Annotated in this window: 13 protein-coding genes; 10 read left to right on the forward strand and 3 right to left on the reverse strand. The window is 53.5% G+C overall.

The window, feature by feature from the left end; genetic code table 11:
• Positions 1–199 precede the first annotated feature (199 nt).
• Positions 200–2,188, forward strand: a complete 1,989-nt coding sequence (locus tag ACTJKZ_RS10700; protein ID WP_440829679.1) for a sigma-54-dependent Fis family transcriptional regulator — start codon at positions 200–202, stop codon at positions 2,186–2,188.
• A gap of 328 nt (positions 2,189–2,516) precedes the next feature.
• Complete coding sequence (locus tag ACTJKZ_RS10705) at positions 2,517–2,828, forward strand: cupin (protein ID WP_161736835.1); 312 nt, start codon at positions 2,517–2,519, stop codon at positions 2,826–2,828.
• Between the two features lie 184 nt (positions 2,829–3,012).
• Here the strand turns inward: ACTJKZ_RS10705 and ACTJKZ_RS10710 are convergent, their stop codons facing one another.
• A complete protein-coding gene (locus ACTJKZ_RS10710; protein ID WP_374206940.1) occupies positions 3,013–4,221 on the reverse strand; it encodes an ABC transporter ATP-binding protein in 1,209 nt (402 codons plus the stop codon).
• A 224-nt stretch (positions 4,222–4,445) separates the two neighbouring features.
• On the opposite strand from ACTJKZ_RS10710, the gene ACTJKZ_RS10715 reads away from it, so the two are divergent.
• The 6 genes from ACTJKZ_RS10715 (at position 4,446) to ACTJKZ_RS10740 (ending at position 11,915) form a co-directional block, all read left to right on the forward strand.
• Positions 4,446–5,666: an extracellular solute-binding protein gene (locus ACTJKZ_RS10715; RefSeq protein ID WP_440829558.1), complete on the forward strand. Its 1,221-nt coding sequence runs from the start codon at positions 4,446–4,448 to the stop codon at positions 5,664–5,666.
• Positions 5,666–7,015 carry a carbohydrate ABC transporter permease gene (locus tag ACTJKZ_RS10720; RefSeq protein ID WP_202605113.1) on the forward strand — a complete coding sequence of 450 codons (1,350 nt, stop codon included), beginning with the start codon at positions 5,666–5,668 and terminating at the stop codon, positions 7,013–7,015. Before ACTJKZ_RS10715 ends, ACTJKZ_RS10720 begins: the two co-directional genes overlap by 1 nt.
• A 10-nt stretch (positions 7,016–7,025) precedes the next feature.
• Entirely contained in the window at positions 7,026–7,877 is an 852-nt protein-coding gene (locus tag ACTJKZ_RS10725; RefSeq protein WP_033786803.1) for a sugar ABC transporter permease, read from the forward strand.
• 3 nt (positions 7,878–7,880) lie between these two features.
• Complete coding sequence (locus ACTJKZ_RS10730) at positions 7,881–9,074, forward strand: glycoside hydrolase family 53 protein (protein WP_440829559.1); 1,194 nt, start codon at positions 7,881–7,883, stop codon at positions 9,072–9,074.
• 41 nt (positions 9,075–9,115) lie between these two features.
• The gene (locus ACTJKZ_RS10735; protein WP_440829560.1) at positions 9,116–11,176 is read left to right on the forward strand and encodes a beta-galactosidase; all 2,061 of its coding nucleotides are present in this window, start codon (positions 9,116–9,118) and stop codon (positions 11,174–11,176) included.
• A gap of 424 nt (positions 11,177–11,600) precedes the next feature.
• Positions 11,601–11,915, forward strand: coding sequence for a glucose PTS transporter subunit EIIB (locus tag ACTJKZ_RS10740; RefSeq protein WP_150015418.1), 315 nt, complete (start codon positions 11,601–11,603; stop codon positions 11,913–11,915).
• 106 nt (positions 11,916–12,021) lie between these two features.
• Here the strand turns inward: ACTJKZ_RS10740 and ACTJKZ_RS10745 are convergent, their stop codons facing one another.
• On the reverse strand, positions 12,022–13,284 hold the full coding sequence (locus ACTJKZ_RS10745) for a maltoporin (RefSeq protein WP_253417792.1): 1,263 nt from the start codon (positions 13,282–13,284) through the stop codon (positions 12,022–12,024).
• A 266-nt stretch (positions 13,285–13,550) separates the two neighbouring features.
• Between ACTJKZ_RS10745 and ACTJKZ_RS10750 the strand changes: the two genes are divergently transcribed.
• Both ACTJKZ_RS10750 and ACTJKZ_RS10755 read left to right on the forward strand, forming a co-directional pair.
• Complete coding sequence (locus tag ACTJKZ_RS10750) at positions 13,551–14,621, forward strand: LacI family DNA-binding transcriptional regulator (RefSeq protein ID WP_161736920.1); 1,071 nt, start codon at positions 13,551–13,553, stop codon at positions 14,619–14,621.
• A gap of 184 nt (positions 14,622–14,805) precedes the next feature.
• A complete protein-coding gene (locus ACTJKZ_RS10755) occupies positions 14,806–15,132 on the forward strand; it encodes a hypothetical protein (RefSeq protein WP_440829561.1) in 327 nt (108 codons plus the stop codon).
• A 113-nt stretch (positions 15,133–15,245) separates the two neighbouring features.
• On the opposite strand, the gene ACTJKZ_RS10760 is transcribed toward ACTJKZ_RS10755, so the two are convergent.
• Positions 15,246–16,019 carry a COG4705 family protein gene (locus tag ACTJKZ_RS10760; protein WP_440829562.1) on the reverse strand — a complete coding sequence of 258 codons (774 nt, stop codon included), beginning with the start codon at positions 16,017–16,019 and terminating at the stop codon, positions 15,246–15,248.
• Between the last annotated feature and the right edge of the window lie 613 nt (positions 16,020–16,632).

The following is a 16,632-nucleotide window of genomic DNA, read 5'->3' on the forward strand; positions in this document are numbered from 1 at the left end:
AATATTTCTCCACGGTGGTTTTTATGATTTGTATTTGTAGGTAAGACCTTTCTGGTTAGCAATGAATGTGCCAACTCACACATCGCTGTTTTATATGGGAATAAAAAAAGATGACGATCACAAAGTGTTTATAAAAAGGACATGTCTCCATAACATGTCTATAGAATGGACATATTCAAAATATTAGATAATGAAACGTATGAACCATAAAAACGAAAAAACGTGGGACGAGGAATGGGAGCTGATCGCCAGGCTGAACCATGCGCAGAAATTTGACGAATACATAGAAGAACTGGGGATAGCCTGGAAAGCTTTCGAGCAGGGAAATGTACCGAAAGGCTTACGCCCGGCTGTTCACGCATCATGGATACGTAGCCATGAAGAAGGTATTGATGCCTATCGCTTCGAATACCAGTTATGCGCAGAGCACGAACTTCGCAGAGTCATGACACGGAACTCGGCATTAATCGCCATAGCGCGCGATATCATGCGTAATCTGCTCGCCTATAATCCTGATGGTCACATCAATCTGACTGACGCTAATGGTGTAACGATGCACTATTGTGGCCAGGATTTAACGCCAGTAGGCAGTATTCTCAGCGAGGCAATATCCGGTACCAACTGCACCGGTCGCTGCATTAAAGAGAACAAACTGGTCTATATGCTGAGCGCAGAAAATTATAAAGAAGCGCTGCGTATTCGTGGCAAACACTGCGCTGCGGCTCCCATCCGGGATGAAAATGGCGTTATGCTGGGCGTGCTGACATTAACTGCCAATCCTGGCTATTTTCACTACCATACTCTGGGAACCGTTCAGGCTGCTGCAGAGGCAATTTCACAGCAGCTGATTTTGCGTCATTTAGTAAATGAGCAGGAATCAGTAATGGAATCGCTGAATGAAGGCGTTCTGGTTGTCAGTGAGAGAGGCACAATTCGGCAGTTAAACCGCTATGCCCGCCAGATATTAGGTATACAGGAAGATGTCCGCTTCCGTGATGCTGATGAAGTATTCATGCCGGATGATTGTTCATTCAGAGCGCTGCCAGCCTGTAAAGATCGCAACATTACTCTTTCTCCTGGCCCTGTTTCGCGTATCACATGTGTGATTTCCGTTGTTATCACACCTGAAGGTGGCCGCGTCATTTCTATGCGTGATAACCGCCGTATACGTGATATGACGCGTCGTGTTATTGGCAGTAGTGCCAGCTATACCTTTGACATGATTCTCGGCCAGTCACGCATAATGCAGGATACGCGTAATAAAGCACGTAACGCTGGACGCAGTGATAGTACTGTACTGCTTACAGGCGAAAGCGGTACCGGCAAGGAGCTATTTGCTCAGTCCATCCATAATGGCAGTAATCGCAATACCGGTCCGTTCCTTGCTGTTAACTGTGGCGCAATTCCTCGTGATCTTGTGCTGAGCGAACTGTTTGGCTATGAGGATGGCGCGTTCACCGGTTCAAGACGTGGTGGCTCAGCGGGTAAATTTGAACTGGCAGATGGAGGAACGCTGTTCCTTGATGAAATCGGTGATATGCCGCTCGATGCGCAAGCCAGTTTGTTGAGAGTACTGCAGGAAGGTGAAGTGACGCGCATCGGCGGGAAGCAACCACTAAAAGTCAATGTGCGTATTGTTGCTGCAACCAATCGCGATCTGAAAAGAGATATTGATAATGGCTCATTCCGTCGTGATCTCTATTTTCGCCTGAACGTGATCAGTCTGCCCATTCCACCTTTGCGAGTCAGAAAAGAAGATATTAAAGAGCTGGCTGACTGGTTCTGCGAAAAAATATGCCGCGCACTCAATCGTGAACGCGCATTACTTTCCGGTTCGGCGCTGCAGATGATGGAAAACTATGACTGGCCCGGAAATGTGCGTGAACTGGAAAATATTGTTGAACGAACCATCAACCTGACCGAAACGGACGATATCAGTGATAAAGATCTACCTGAGGAGCTTCGTCTGTCCGCCTGTGCCATTTCCGATATACCAGGCGAGAGCGTGAAAAGTTTTAGTCTGAAGGATGGAGAGAAGACGCTAATAGAACTCTGTCTGATGGAAAAAAAGGGCAATATGCGTCAGGTTGCTATCGCGCTGAATCTTTCACGCGGTGCGCTGTATAACAAAATGAAGCGTTACGGGATTGAACCCGATGATTACCGCAGGTTATGTCATGATGTCTGAATCAGCTGTAACAGACCGGAAAAACGTCCGCCTTTGGCACTGAGCGGACATCGGCTCCTTCCCGGGCCTGAGATATGCCGTAAGAGAGCGTTAGCCACACACAGAGATCATCGGGCAGTCATCTGATAAAGAACAGGGTTCTGACTTCGAAACACCCTGATTCTAAGCGCATTTGATCTCCCGGCCTCGTTCTCTGATCCTGCATCCCGGCTTTACCCTCAAACGGACAACGCAGGGACAAATCAGGACAACATACGGGCAGCGTATGGAACCCATCAACGCTCTCAGCTATTCATGACGTTAAATCATGTCTGTTGAGGGAGAAAAGATGAACTTTTATCGCAGTAAAGCATTTACCGGCTCTAAAGCCTGGGATGCTCAACACATTGCCAGCTTCGATAATATCAGCGTGAAACTTCACTGGACCGATCAGCCCTATAAATGGCACATCAATGACGGACAGGAGGTTTTTGCTGTCATGGATGGGTGTGTTGAGATGCAATACAAAGAAAACGGTGATATCAAAAGCAGGATCCTCAACACAGGTGATATTTTTTATGCCAGCGAAGGGACAGAACACATTGCGCGTCCGCAAGGTGTCGCCCGCGTGTTGGTCATTGAAAAAGAGGGTTCCGTTTAATTAATGTCTGCTCCGTTAACCGGTAAAGCCGGATGTCAGTGTTTGCTTTGGCCATCAGTAATACCAGCCAGCTACCCGCAGGCTGGCGTGAACGGGATAATCTTGCAGGAAACGGCAGACCAGACCTATGTTTGCCAGGGGCAGGCTGTCGATGTCATATCCAGCCTGCCAGATTTATAAAACCTCAGGCCGCGCGCACCTGCGGCATCGCAATATCTGCGCTGATACGTGCGCCGTCGGCATCAAACACCATGCAGTGGTGCGGATGGAAGCTGGGACGCAGCGTCTGATAAGGGCGGAAATGCACATCGCCCGGCAGCAGCATCTTAAAGCCGTCGTGGCCGTGGCTCTGACCAAACAGATAGGTATTATTGCCGAGCCGTTCCACAACCTCGCAGTGGAAGTCGATATTCAGAGGCGCATCGCCGTTGATCTGCAACTGTTCCGGCCGGATACCCAGGGTGATCTCATCTCCTGACTGCAGCTGGCGGATGGGTGAGGGGAGTTGCAGCCGGTGTTCGCCGTCATTGATCAGGGCGACCAGCCCGCCAGGGCCACACTGCTCTACACGCGCGGGCAGGAAGTTCATCTTCGGCGAGCCGATAAAACCCGCAACGAAGCGGTTGATCGGGTTGTAGTAGAGTTCCATCGGCGAACCGACCTGTTCCACCTTGCCGTAGTTCATCACCACAATCTTATCGGCCAGCGTCATCGCCTCCGTCTGATCGTGCGTCACATAAACCATGGTGGTTTTCAGCTCCTGATGAAGCTTAGCGATGTGCAGCCGCATATCGACACGCAGCTCTGCATCCAGGTTCGACAGTGGCTCATCAAACATAAACACCCGGGGATTACGCACAATCGCGCGACCAATGGCGACACGCTGACGCTGTCCGCCGGAAAGCTGCTTAGGTTTACGATCCAGTAGTTGCCCCAGCTGCAGCGTCTTCGCCACCATTTCAACCTGATGCTGAATCTGCGCTTTTGGCAGCCCGTTGACCTTCAGGCCGTAACCGATATTCTCCGCTACCGTCATATGGGGATAGAGCGCGTAAGACTGAAACACCATCGCCACCCCACGATGCGAAGGTGCGACATCATTCATCACCTCATCGCCAATCAGAATCTCACCGTCACTGATCTCTTCCAGTCCGGCAATCAGCCTCAGCAGCGTGGATTTTCCGCAGCCTGATGGACCGACGAATACTGCAAACTCACCAGCTTCAATATCGAGTGCGATATTTTTTAGCGTTTCTGTTTTACCAAAGCGTTTGGTGACATTTCTCAATCTGATGCTGGACATGCTGAACCTCATGGCAAAGAGTCTGGTGGCTAAAATGTACGACGTATAACAGTGGGTCAGATTCCACGTCAGGCCTGATGGTGCCTGCATTGACTATAACGTTCCGTCCGGGCACGCCCTATCGCTGTTTTTGATTTCTGTAATACCGATCACACATTGGTGCAAACGGGCTGGAGCGCAGCACCTGTTCCGCGTAGCGTATGACTCAAATGCGATACGTTACTCATACTTCATATGCACAATCAGCATGTGTTTATAAAAAGAACATCAGCAAATGGCAGCTAAAAATGTCATACCTTCACACGAGGCCGGTAATGAAAATCAAAATCAGCGTTACGCTACTCCTCTCAGCATTGATGCTTAATCAATCCGTCTGGGCCGCTCAGCAACTCACCGTCTGGGAAGACATTAAGAAATCGGACGGCATCAAAACGGCGATCGCCGATTTTCAGAAACAGTTCGGCATTGACGTAAAAGTGCAGGAGATGCCGTTTGCGCAGCAGATTGAAAAGCTGCGTCTGGATGGCCCGGCCGGAATTGGCCCGGATGTGCTGGTGATCCCTAACGACCAGCTCGGCAGCGCGGTAGTGCAGGGCTTGCTGGCTCCGCTGAAAATCGATGCGGCAGAGCAGAGCGCTTATACGCCTTCGGCAATGGCCGCGTTCACACAGAATAATGTGGTCTACGGCGTGCCTAAGGCGGTTGAAACCCTGGTGCTGATCTACAACAAAGATCTGCTGCCCACGCCGCTGAAAACGCTGGATGAGTATCGCGCGTTCTCGCAGAAGCAGCGCGAGGCAAAACAGTATGGCCTGCTGGCGAAGTTTGACCAGATTTACTACAGCTGGGGCGTGATGGCACCAACGGGGTCTTACATTTTTGGTAAAGACGCAAAAGGCGTGATTAACACCAACGATATCGGGCTGAACACCCCTGGTAGCGTGGAAGCGGTGACCTATCTCAGGCGCTTCTTCAGCGAAGGATTGTTGCCTGGCGGCATCATGGGCGACAACGGCCTGAATGCCATCGACTCGCTGTTTACCGAGAAGAAAGCGGCGGCGGTGATCAACGGGCCATGGGCGTTCCAGCCTTATCAGGCTGCCGGGATCAACTACGGCGTGGCACCCCTGCCATTGCTGCCTAACGGCAAACCGATGAGCTCTTTCCTGGGCGTGAAAGGCTATGTGGTGTCGACATGGAGTAAAGATCAGGCGCTGGCGCAGAAGTTCCTGACCTTTATCAACCAGCCGCAGTATGTGAAAGAGCGCTATCAGAAGACTCAGGAGATCCCACCGGTTACTGCGCTGATGAACGATCCGATTATCAAAGATGATGAGAAAGCCAACGCGGTTGCGGTGCAGGCGGCGCGAGCCTCAGCCATGCCGGGCGTGCCGGAGATGCAGGAAGTGTGGGGCCCGGCCAATGCGGCGCTGGAGCTGAGCGTTTCCGGCAAGCAGGAGCCAAAAGCGGCGCTGGATAACGCGGTGAAACAGATCACCATGCAGATTGAAGCGATGCAGGCCAGCAACCAGTAATGCTGGTTCACGGGATAACCGTACAGGATAAGGATCAGAGTGTGGCTATATCTTCCGATGAACATCTGGTGACCGCTAAGCGTCCGCGTCGTCATGCGACGACTGGTGCGTTGCTGGCACTGCTGCCTGGCTTCGGCCAGTTTTATCACCGCCAGTGGGCGAAAGGCCTGTGCTTTCTGATTCTGCTCAGCAGTTTTACCGGCGTCTTCCACGATTTTCTGCGAGAAGGATTCTGGGGGCTATACACGCTGGGTGAATCGGTGCCGCGCGATAACTCCATTTTCCTGCTGGCGGAGGGAATTATCAGCGTGCTGATCGCCGCCTTTGGCGTGGCGGTCTGGGGATTGTCGGTGCGCGATGCCTGGGTCAATGGCGTTAAGCGCGACAGGGGGCAACCCCTTAACAGCGTGCGTCAGCAGTATCAGCTGCTGCTGCGCGACGGCTTCCCCTACCTGATGATTTCGCCGGGGTTTATTCTGCTGGTTTTCGTGGTGGTGTTTCCGATTCTTTTTGGTTTTGCCATCGCCTTCACAAACTACAACCTCTATCACACGCCGCCGGCGAAGCTGGTGGACTGGGTAGGATTCAAAAACTTCATCAACATTTTTACGCTGTCGATCTGGCGTTCCACCTTCTTCGATGTGCTGCAGTGGACGGTGGTCTGGACGCTGCTGGCGACCACACTGCAGTGTACCGTCGGCGTGATGCTGGCGATTCTGGTCAATCAGAAGGACCTGCGCTTTAAGCCGCTGATCCGCACCATCTTTATCCTGCCGTGGGCAGTGCCGGGTTTTGTCACCATTCTGGTCTTCGCCGGGATGTTCAACGACAGCTTTGGAGTGATCAACAACGCAATTCTCGACTTCTTTGGCATTGCACCGAAAGCCTGGATGACCGATCCATTCTGGACCAAAACCGCGCTGATTATGATGCAGACCTGGCTCGGCTTCCCGTTTGTGTTTGCGATGACCACCGGGGTGCTGCAGGCGATCCCGGACGATCTCTATGAGGCGGCGATCATGGACGGTGCCAGCGCCTGGACGCGGCTGAAAACCATCACGCTGCCGCTGGTGCTCTACGCCATTGCGCCGATCATCATCACGCAATACACCTTCAACTTTAATAATTTCAACATCATCTATCTGTTTAACAACGGCGGTCCGGCGGTGGCGGGGTCGAATGCCGGAGGCACCGATATTCTGGTGTCGTGGATCTACAAGCTCACCATGTCGTCGTCGCAATATGCTATCGCCGCCACGATTACCATTCTGCTGTCGATTTTCGTGGTAGGTCTGGCGCTGTGGCAGTTCCGCGCGACCCGGTCGTTTAAACAAGATGAGATGGCGTAAGGGAGCAGTTATGGCGAAGTCCGGCAGTATTAAACGCGAAAGGTGGATACGCCTGTCGCTGACCTGGCTGGTGGTGCTGGCCGTCTCGGCCATCATTATCTATCCGCTGGTCTGGACGGTAGGAGCATCACTGAATGCAGGTAACAGCCTGCTCAGCAGTTCGATCATTCCGGAGAATGCATCGCTTCAGCATTATCGCGACCTGTTTAACGGCACGGTGCCTTACCTGACCTGGTACTGGAATTCGATGAAAATCAGTTTCCTGACCATGGTGCTGACATTAATCAGCGTCAGCTGTACCGCTTACGCTTTTTCCCGTTTTCGGTTTAAGGGACGACAGAATGGACTGATGCTGTTTCTGCTGCTGCAGATGATCCCGCAGTTTTCAGCGCTGATCGCGATCTTCGTCCTGTCGCAGCTGCTGGGATTAATCAACAGCCACCTGGCGCTGGTGCTGATCTACGTTGGCGGGATGATCCCGATGAACACGTATCTGATGAAGGGCTATCTCGATTCGATACCCAAAGATCTCGATGAGTCAGCGCGCATGGATGGCGCGGGCAACTTCCGCATCTTTGTTGAGATCATCATGCCGCTGTCGAAGCCGATTCTGGCGGTCGTTGCGCTGTTCTCGTTCACGGGGCCGCTGGGCGATTTCATTCTCTCCAGCACCATTCTGCGCACGCCGGAACAGTTCACGCTGCCGATTGGACTCTACAATCTGGTGTCGCAAAAAATGGGTGCCAGTTACACCACCTATGCGGCCGGAGCCGTGCTGATCGCTGTGCCGGTAGCCGTGTTCTATCTGGCTCTGCAAAAATACTTCGTCTCTGGCCTGGCTTCAGGCAGTACTAAAGGATAAATCATGACGCCCAAAACATTGATTCTCGCCCTGGCGCTGGCCTGGGCGACGCCGCTGCTCGCCGCCGATAAGCCTGCCATCGGCTCTGCCGGGCCGTGGCCCGCCGATTTTATCAAAGGTGCGGACATCTCTTCACTGGCAGAGCTGGAGAAGCAGGGCGCGAAATTCTACAACGCGGACAACCAGCAGCAGGATGCTATCGCCATTCTGAAAGCCAGCGGCATCAACACTATCCGGCTGCGGTTGTGGGTCGATCCCACTGACGGCAGCGGTCACACCTACGGTGGTGGCGGCAACGATCTGGCGACTACGCTGGCGCTGGCGAAGCGGGTTAAAGCAGCGGGCCTGAAGTTGCTGCTGGATATTCACTACAGCGACTTCTGGACCGATCCGGGCAAGCAGTTCAAGCCCAAAGCCTGGCAGTCACTGACCTTTTCGCAGCTGGAAACGCAGGTGCATGACTACACCCGCGACACCATCGCCCGCTTTAAAGCAGATGGCGTCATGCCGGATATCGTGCAGATTGGCAACGAGCTTAACGGCGGCATGCTCTGGCCGGAAGGCAAGAGCTGGGGCCAGAACGGCGGCGAGTTTGATCGGCTGGCCGGCCTGCTGAAGGCGGGCATCAGCGGGGTGCGCGAGAACCTCAGCGATCCGCATCAGGTGAAGATCATGCTGCATCTGGCCGAGGGTACTAAAAACGATACCTTCCGCTGGTGGTTCGATGAAATCGTTAAGCGTGATGTGCCGTTCGATGTGATCGGTCTGTCGATGTACACCTACTGGAACGGGCCGATTAGCGCTCTGAAAGCCAACATGGATGATATCTCCCGGCGCTATGACAAAGACGTGATGGTGGTGGAAGCCGCCTATGGTTACACGCTGGAAAACTGCGACAACGCTGAGAACAGTTTCCAGGCAAAAGAGGAGAAGGCAGGCGGCTATCCCGGCACGGTCGCGGGGCAGGCGGCCTATCTGCATGACCTGATTAAAGCGGTGCTGGCAGTGCCGGACCATCGCGGCAAGGGTGTGGTCTACTGGGAACCGGCGTGGATCCCCGCGCCCGGCAATACCTGGGCTACGCCCGCCGGCATGAAATATATCCACGACGAATGGAAACAGGGTAACGCCCGCGAGAACCAGGCGCTGTTTGACTGTCACGGCAAGGCGCTGCCTTCGCTACAGGTTTTTCATTAACTATCAGCACTAACGCTGATCTCTTCCTCTGAGGACCAGGTATGAATAAATTTCCCCCGCTGAGCGCCCGGGTTAACCGGCTGCTGCATGGTGCTGACTACAATCCGGAACAGTGGGCGCACCAGCCGGGCATTATTGATGACGACGTCGCGATGATGAAGCAGGCGAACTGCAACGTGATGTCGGTGGGTATTTTCAGCTGGGCGAAGCTGGAGCCGGAAGAGGGGCGCTATGAGTTTGGCTGGCTGGATGAGGTGATCGATACGCTCTGGCTGCAGGGGATTTCCGTGTTTCTCGCCACACCGAGCGGGGCCAGGCCGGCCTGGATGTCGCAGGCGTATCCTGAGGTGTTGCGCGTGGGGCGCGATCGCGTACCTGCCCTGCACGGTGGCCGTCATAACCACTGTATGACCTCGCCGGTTTATCGCCAGAAAGTGCAGGCGATGAATAGCCGCCTGGCCGCGCGTTACGCGCATCATCCGGCGGTGGTCGGCTGGCATATCTCTAATGAGTATGGGGGCGAGTGTCATTGCGATCGCTGTCAGCAGGCCTTTCGCGGCTGGCTGCAGCGTCGTTATGAGACGCTGGAGAAGCTGAATCTCGCCTGGTGGAGTGACTTCTGGAGTCATACCTACACAGACTGGTCACAGATTGTGTCGCCTGCGCCGCAGGGCGAGATGTCGATTCATGGTCTGAATCTGGACTGGCGGCGATTTATGACCGATCAGGTGACTGACTTCTGTCGGGAGGAGATTAAACCGCTGAAGCAGGCCAATCCCGATCTGCCCGCGACCACTAATTTCATGGAATATTTCTACGACTACGATTACTGGAAGCTTGCACCGGCGCTCGATTTTATCTCCTGGGATAGCTACCCGATGTGGCATAACGAGAAGGATGAGACCACGCTCGCCTGTTATACCGCGATGTACCATGATTTGATGCGCACCCTGAAGCAGGGCAAGCCGTTTGTATTGATGGAATCGACGCCGGGCTCAACGAACTGGCAGCCGACCAGTAAACTGAAGAAGCCGGGGATGCATATTCTCTCTTCGCTGCAGGCAGTGGCGCATGGTGCGGACGCGGTGCAATATTTTCAGTGGCGCAAGAGTCGGGGATCGGTCGAGAAGTTTCACGGCGCGGTGGTTGATCATGTCGGCCATATTGATACGCGAACAGGGCGTGAAGTGAGTGAGCTGGGCCGGATGCTGGCGGCCATGACGCCGGTAATGGGCAGTCGGGTTGAGGCGCGCGTCGCGATTATTTTCGACTGGGAGAGTCGCTGGGCAATGGATAACGCGCAGGGCCCACGCAATCTTGGTCTGCACTATGAGCGTACGGTAAACGAGCACTACCGCGCGTTCTGGGAGCAGGGTGTTGCGGTAGATGTGATTAACGGCGACAGCGATCTCAGCGGTTACGATCTGGTGATAGCGCCAATGCTGTATATGGTACGCGACGGTTTTGCGGCGCGGGTTGAGCAGCATGTTGAGCGGGGCGGGCATTTCGTGGCCAGTTACTGGAGCGGCATCGTGAATGAGAGCGATCTCTGTTATCCGGGAGGATTCCCTGGGCCGTTGCGGCCGCTGCTCGGCATCTGGTCAGAAGAGATCGATAGTCTGACCGATGAGGAGTTTAACGGCGTGCGCGGGGTGCGCGGCAATGAGCTGGGTCTGAGCGGGCCATATCAGGCGCGGGAGCTTTGCGAGCATATTCATCTCGAAGGGGCCACGGCGCTGGCCAGTTACGAGAGTGATTTTTATGCCGGAACCCCGGCGGTGACGGTGAATCGGGTTGGTCAGGGTAAAGCCTGGTATATTGCGTCACGTAATGATCTGCCGTTCCATCGGGATTTTTATGGTGCGCTGATTAAGCAGCTTGGGTTACCGCGTGCGCTGGCGACTGAGCTGCCGCCAGGCGTTGTCGTTCAGCGGCGAACTGATGGTGAACAGGCATTTCTGTTTGTGCAGAACTTTACCGGTCAGACGCAGCAGGTCTCGTTGCCTGTCGGGGTGAGTGATTTGATTGATGGCTCGGGTGTGGGGGAATTGCTGACGCTTGGGCCATGGGGATGTCGGGTTCTGAGTGGGCCAATGGAGTAGGGGGGGAGTACAGGCTCAGGAGTTAATTCATTGGCGATTGCTGGCAGTCTGAGCACTGGCTCAGGGGGCATATGCCTTCCGTAAAGACGCAAAAGACGGCATCCATGTCCGCTCAGCAGGGGCAATTACGCATCTCATCCCTGAGGTGCGCCCGTTAGCGGGCCAACGCATCGCGTTTTTATCCGGGCGGTGTGATGCTTTGCTAGAGGCATATGCCCCCATCGCTTATGGATTGGGAGCTGTCTGTTGGAAGGTCTGCATATAACTGTTGATATAGAGCAGGTTTTAAGAGGCTGATTGCAGGATAGGCGCAGGAAGCGTGTATATTCTGAGAGCAGCCCCAGGCATTCTGCCCCGCGTTTTCGTTTATCACTCGTGAGTGGCGGGCAGTTGCCCGCCTTTTTATTATCTGAAGGAGAACCACATGTTGAGTCTCAAATCGTTTAAGCAATATTTCAGTCGGCAGCCGCTGACGGTGGAAGAGCTTGAGGTAGACAGCGCGCTACTGGAGCGTCTGGTCAACTGTTTTGGCGGACGTGACAATATTCAGCAGGTGGATGCCTGTTTAACCCGGCTGCGGGTGAAGGTGACATCGCTGAAAGCGGTGGATACGGCGGGATTGCAGAAGGCGGGTGCGATTGGCGTGGTGATTCTGGGGCATGAGGTGCATGCGATCTTTGGTAAGCAGTCCGACCAGCTGCGTCAGCTGCTGGAAGAACGTTTCTTCAAACCGGAGTAACAGACGCCCGAGAAATATGAATAAAAAAATGGATAACCGTCGCCGGTTATCCAAATAAGCCCCTGCATAAGAGCTCAATAATGATCACAATGAGGAGATTGCGCGGTTACCACCAGGCTTCAACCTGTACGCCGAAGTTCCAGGTGTTATTACTGGTGTTGTCTTTGAAGCTGTGTCCATCCTCTGAGTCATTCAGGTAAGAGGCAAACAGTCGAAGTTCCGGACGAGACATAAATTCGGGACCGGCTGCCAGACCCAGCGCCAGCGTATATTTCTGTCCTGCCGCTTTATAGTCGCTGCCCACTTTGTTTTCATCTTTCTGCCAGAAGCTACCGACTTCACCGATGCCGCGGACATACTGCGTAAACTGATACTGACCACGCCCCACCAGCGACAGCAGGGTACTTTTGCGGGTCTGTGCGGTGACATCGTCCGCCGATCCCCAGGTAAAGACCTGATTCAGTGAGAACTTGTCGGTGATCGGAAGCAGACCGGTGTTAATCACGCGGTAGCCGGTGGCGTTTTGAGTATCATTCCACATGTCATACCAGCCGCCGCCCTGCGAAATCATGTTCTGCGCCAGACCTTTGTTGGCGTACTGGAACACCAGCTTCTGGTAGCCGCCCCACATGTCCTGACTGATTTCACTGGTGAGCATGACGCCGTTATCTGCGTCATACAGGCCACCATATTCTTTCTGTTTGTTGGTGGTGTTTGGCATGGCGTAATCAATACCAAATTCGGTCCAGGCGCCGTTCCAGGGTTTCCAGCCGGCATAGCGAAGATCGAGGTAGTTGATGTTGACGTCGTTGTCGCCATCGACGCGGTAATCCACGTCATTCGCATCGCCACGAATCCAGGCAAAGGAGATCGCGCCCGGACCCAGCGTGTAGTTTTCGATACCGGCACCTGAACCCGAGATGTTCCAGTACTTGGTATCAATGATGTGCAGATCGTGACGCTGGTAGTAGCGTTTACCGCCCCAGATCACCGCATCTTTATCACCCGGCACCAGTCCTTTGATCTGCAGGTTGAGCTGACGCAGGCCAAATTGCGCATCGTCGCCGAAGGTAGTTTCGTTATCGTTTGAGCCGTCGGAGAACATACTGACCATGGTGTCGACGTAAAAACTGACGTCATCCTTTTTGTAGACTTCGCTGCCCAGCTCAACCTCGCCATAAGTGTCGGCTTCATTGCCGAGACGGCCAACCTTGTTCTTTTGATACTCTTCAATACCGCCATCCTGCGATACGCCAACGCCACCACGCAGATAGCCATGGAAATCGATGTTGTCGATGGCGGCATAGAGCGTCGGGGAGGTCAGGGCCGCAGCAAGCGCCACAGCAGCAGTACGTAACCTTGTTTCCATGTTATCCTCAGTTTTTATTTGTAATACGTTCACATGACAGCGGCAGTAAACGCTTTTTGTCAGATGAGTGACAAATAAAATCGCGATAATGTGTGATTTACTGCAAATAAAATGGCGGAATCTGTAACGATTAGTGAATCAGATCACCAAATTTTACGATGTGAAGGTATTACTTTTATTTTTTATTCGCGCAATGTGACTGCGGTAGTCTGGCTGACATCAGGGCTGTGATAACATTCCGCCATCGGTAATCAGGGATGCGAATTATGAAATCAAAAAATGCCACCTTAGAGGATGTCGCCCGTCATGCTGGCGTGTCGTATCAGACGGTATCAAGGGTTCTGAATAAGTCGGCAAACGTCTCGGAATCAACGCGGCGCAAGGTGGAACACGCAATTGAAACCCTGCGCTACGTACCCAACCGCCTGGCTCAGCAGCTGGTGGGCAAGCAGAGTACAACCCTGGGTCTGGTAACGACTTCGCTGGCGTTGCATGCGCCCTCACAGGTGGCCGCTGCGGTTAAACGTTATGCGAATGCTGCGGACTACCAGGTGCTGATCGCCATGATTGATGAGAACGTCAATCAAAGTCTGCAGGATTGCATCAATGAACTTAAATCTCAGCGGGTGGATAAAGTGATCATCAATGTCCCGCTGGAGAGCAGCGCTGCTGAGCAGGTCGTGCAGGAGAACGACGATATTCTCTGTCTGTTCCTTGATGTTGATCCCTACAGCGCAGTGTTTAACGTTTCGTTTAACCCGGCTGACGGCACCCGCGCCAGCGTCAAATACCTCTATGAGCAGGGGCATCGCGAGTTTGCCCTGCTGGCGGGTCCTGAGCAGTCGGTCTCCGCCAATCTGCGGTTAAAGAGCTGGCTCGACACGCTGGAAAGCTACCGTCTGAGGCCGGTCAGCATCAGCCACGGTAACTGGGATGCGCAGAGTGGTTACAATGGCGTGCTGCAACTGCTGCGTGAAGCGCCAGAGTTCAGTGCACTGCTGGTGGGCAACGATCAGATGGCGCTGGGTGTGCTGAGTGCGCTGCATCAGCGTGGTGTGGCCGTGCCTGGGCAGATTTCGGTGATTGGCTACGATGACACTTATGAAAGTGCCTTTTTCCATCCTTCGCTGACCACGGTGTCGCTGGATCTCGATTTGCAGGGCAAAGAGGCGGTTGCCCGTCTGTTGCTGGCCAGTGAGCAGGACGAGCAGCGTTCCTCCTCGATTCTGCCGGCAAAGCTGGTGGTGCGCAGCTCGACCGGTATCGCCGGACAGCAGCAGCGTGATTTAAAGCAGATTGCGGAACAACTGCGGCTGATTGCCAGCCGGCTTGAGTAGCGGGGAGCCAGGCAAAGATAAAAAAGCATAACAACACCTCGCTGCTATGCTCAGATCAGGATAACGTTTCTGAATGTCAGAAAAATTACCCATTGCCTGAGCTGGTCGGTAAACGGGCATTCTTATTACCTGTAAGCCAGCCGGCATGCTCAGCCCGATTCCTCTACATCCAGGATGTGACACTATGCTGTGGCTTGAACAGGGACTTTACCTCAGGATCGAAGAGTTAGCGCATGGCCCCCGGCCGCTGCCGCTTTCCAGTGGCTTTACCCCGCAGACGGCTTATCGCGCGCTGGGCTGCTTTAACCCCTCTGAAACCTCGGATGCTTATTACATTCTTTCAAATGACCGCGATGAAATCTGGTTTATCTGCAACCGTCATCTTAGAACCGTTTTCCTGGATGCCAGCAATACAGCATTTCGGGTAAAAATGCAGGAGCCTGCAGAAAGTCTGCCCGTCCTCTCTGCTGCACATGAAGGGCTTATCGTTTCCATCGAGCGGCCAGCCTGATTTAACAGCCTGCGCGGACGATGACAGATCAGATAATGAAAAAGCCGCCATCACTGGCGGCCCTGACTACGTTTAAAAAGAAGCGTGACCTGTAAATCTTCCGGTAGCGCTTTTTAATTCGCAGGAGCAGTCTTCATTGCCGGGCGCTGTGGCAGTACCACCAGAAAAGCGATGATGATCAGGGCCAGCGTCAGCGAGGCGCCATAGCGACTCAGCGCGAGTCCGCCCGCAGCAAGGGGTTTATCCAGGAAGTCGCCGACAACGGCACCCAGTGGCCGGGTCAGGATAAAGGCTGCCCAGAACAGCGCGGTGCGTGAAAGGGAGGTAAAGCGACTTGCCGCCCAGATGATTGCCAGCGCGCCGACAAACAGCAGGATCCCGCCATCGTAACCCAGCCCTTCGCTGTCTGCCGTCCAGTCACCCAATGCGGTGCCCAGTGTCTGAGAAAACATAATGGTGACCCAGTAAAAACTCTCAGTAACACCGTTGCTTACCGAACTCACTGCGACCGTTCCACAGGTCATTTTCCAGAGGAAAAGAGAGAGGATCAGCAGAGTACTCAGCAGCAGCGTACCGCCCAGATAACCAATGTTCAGTGAGCGATCGGCAAAGTCCGCCATCGTTGTACCGACGGTGGTCGTCGCCACGACGGTGAACCAGTAGATCCATTTATTGAAGCTGTTGCGATTGATCTGCACCACGACAGCGACCAGAAAGATGATGGCGAAAATCAGTGTTCCGGTCAGGTAACCGAGATTCATCGACATCGTCACCGCATCGCCGCCGGTTTCACCCAAGGTAGTCGCAGCGATTTTGGTCAACCAGAACGCCGCGGTAACGGCCGGAACTTTACTCAGAACGTGAGAAGCTGTGTTGTTATTTTGCATAGGGTGATACTCCGGAAAAGCCCAACATGGGCTAATACAGCGGAGATGTTATAGGATTAATCTTAAGGAAAGGTTAAGCTGTAGGCGAGGCGAGAGAAATTTTTGACCGGCTTTTTACTGCTGCCCTGAGGATAGAAATGCGCCACGATGTGCAAATTTTTTACAGGGTGAATGCAATTATTCATCTGTATTAAAAGCGCTTTTATATTTTTCCGGCTATTAAATCGTCACTGTCCTGAAGAAATTTTCAGAACGACTCAGATGGCTCTCTCTGTCAGCACATCATCTATGAGTAAAAAAATTAACGAATTGTGAGGCGCAACTCATTGCCAGCAGCATAGCCTTTGTCGACCCGGCTATCTCTTTCCCCGTCATTCGCCAGCCGGAATGTCATCACTGAGTGACGTCCCAAACCCGCTGGGATTTACTGATGCAGCGCTGTTCAGCTGGTTTCAGTGTTCACAGCCCTCAGACAATATGCTGTGATTAAAGATTATGCCCCGATGAGCCGATATAAACAGGCTCATACTTCTGATACTGCAGCCTGACAGCTTTGCGTAATGCCACAGGAGAGGGCACCTCAGAAACCGCTGCCGGAAAGGCTTCAGTGTCC

This window comes from Pantoea sp. 22096 (assembly GCF_052045955.1).
Taxonomy (GTDB): domain Bacteria; phylum Pseudomonadota; class Gammaproteobacteria; order Enterobacterales; family Enterobacteriaceae; genus Pantoea; species Pantoea alfalfae.

Excerpts from the sequence above, each read along its gene's own strand:
- ACTJKZ_RS10700 (WP_440829679.1), top strand. The coding sequence starts at position 200 with ATGAACCATAAAAACGAAAAAACGTGGGACGAGGAATGGGAGCTGATC.
- ACTJKZ_RS10705 (WP_161736835.1), top strand. The coding sequence starts at position 2,517 with ATGAACTTTTATCGCAGTAAAGCATTTACCGGCTCTAAAGCCTGGGAT.
- ACTJKZ_RS10710 (WP_374206940.1), bottom strand. The coding sequence starts at position 4,221 with ATGCAGGCACCATCAGGCCTGACGTGGAATCTGACCCACTGTTATACG.
- ACTJKZ_RS10715 (WP_440829558.1), top strand. The coding sequence starts at position 4,446 with ATGAAAATCAAAATCAGCGTTACGCTACTCCTCTCAGCATTGATGCTT.
- ACTJKZ_RS10720 (WP_202605113.1), top strand. The coding sequence starts at position 5,666 with ATGCTGGTTCACGGGATAACCGTACAGGATAAGGATCAGAGTGTGGCT.
- ACTJKZ_RS10725 (WP_033786803.1), top strand. The coding sequence starts at position 7,026 with ATGGCGAAGTCCGGCAGTATTAAACGCGAAAGGTGGATACGCCTGTCG.
- ACTJKZ_RS10730 (WP_440829559.1), top strand. The coding sequence starts at position 7,881 with ATGACGCCCAAAACATTGATTCTCGCCCTGGCGCTGGCCTGGGCGACG.
- ACTJKZ_RS10735 (WP_440829560.1), top strand. The coding sequence starts at position 9,116 with ATGAATAAATTTCCCCCGCTGAGCGCCCGGGTTAACCGGCTGCTGCAT.
- ACTJKZ_RS10740 (WP_150015418.1), top strand. The coding sequence starts at position 11,601 with ATGTTGAGTCTCAAATCGTTTAAGCAATATTTCAGTCGGCAGCCGCTG.
- ACTJKZ_RS10745 (WP_253417792.1), bottom strand. The coding sequence starts at position 13,284 with ATGGAAACAAGGTTACGTACTGCTGCTGTGGCGCTTGCTGCGGCCCTG.
- ACTJKZ_RS10750 (WP_161736920.1), top strand. The coding sequence starts at position 13,551 with ATGAAATCAAAAAATGCCACCTTAGAGGATGTCGCCCGTCATGCTGGC.
- ACTJKZ_RS10755 (WP_440829561.1), top strand. The coding sequence starts at position 14,806 with ATGCTGTGGCTTGAACAGGGACTTTACCTCAGGATCGAAGAGTTAGCG.
- ACTJKZ_RS10760 (WP_440829562.1), bottom strand. The coding sequence starts at position 16,019 with ATGCAAAATAACAACACAGCTTCTCACGTTCTGAGTAAAGTTCCGGCC.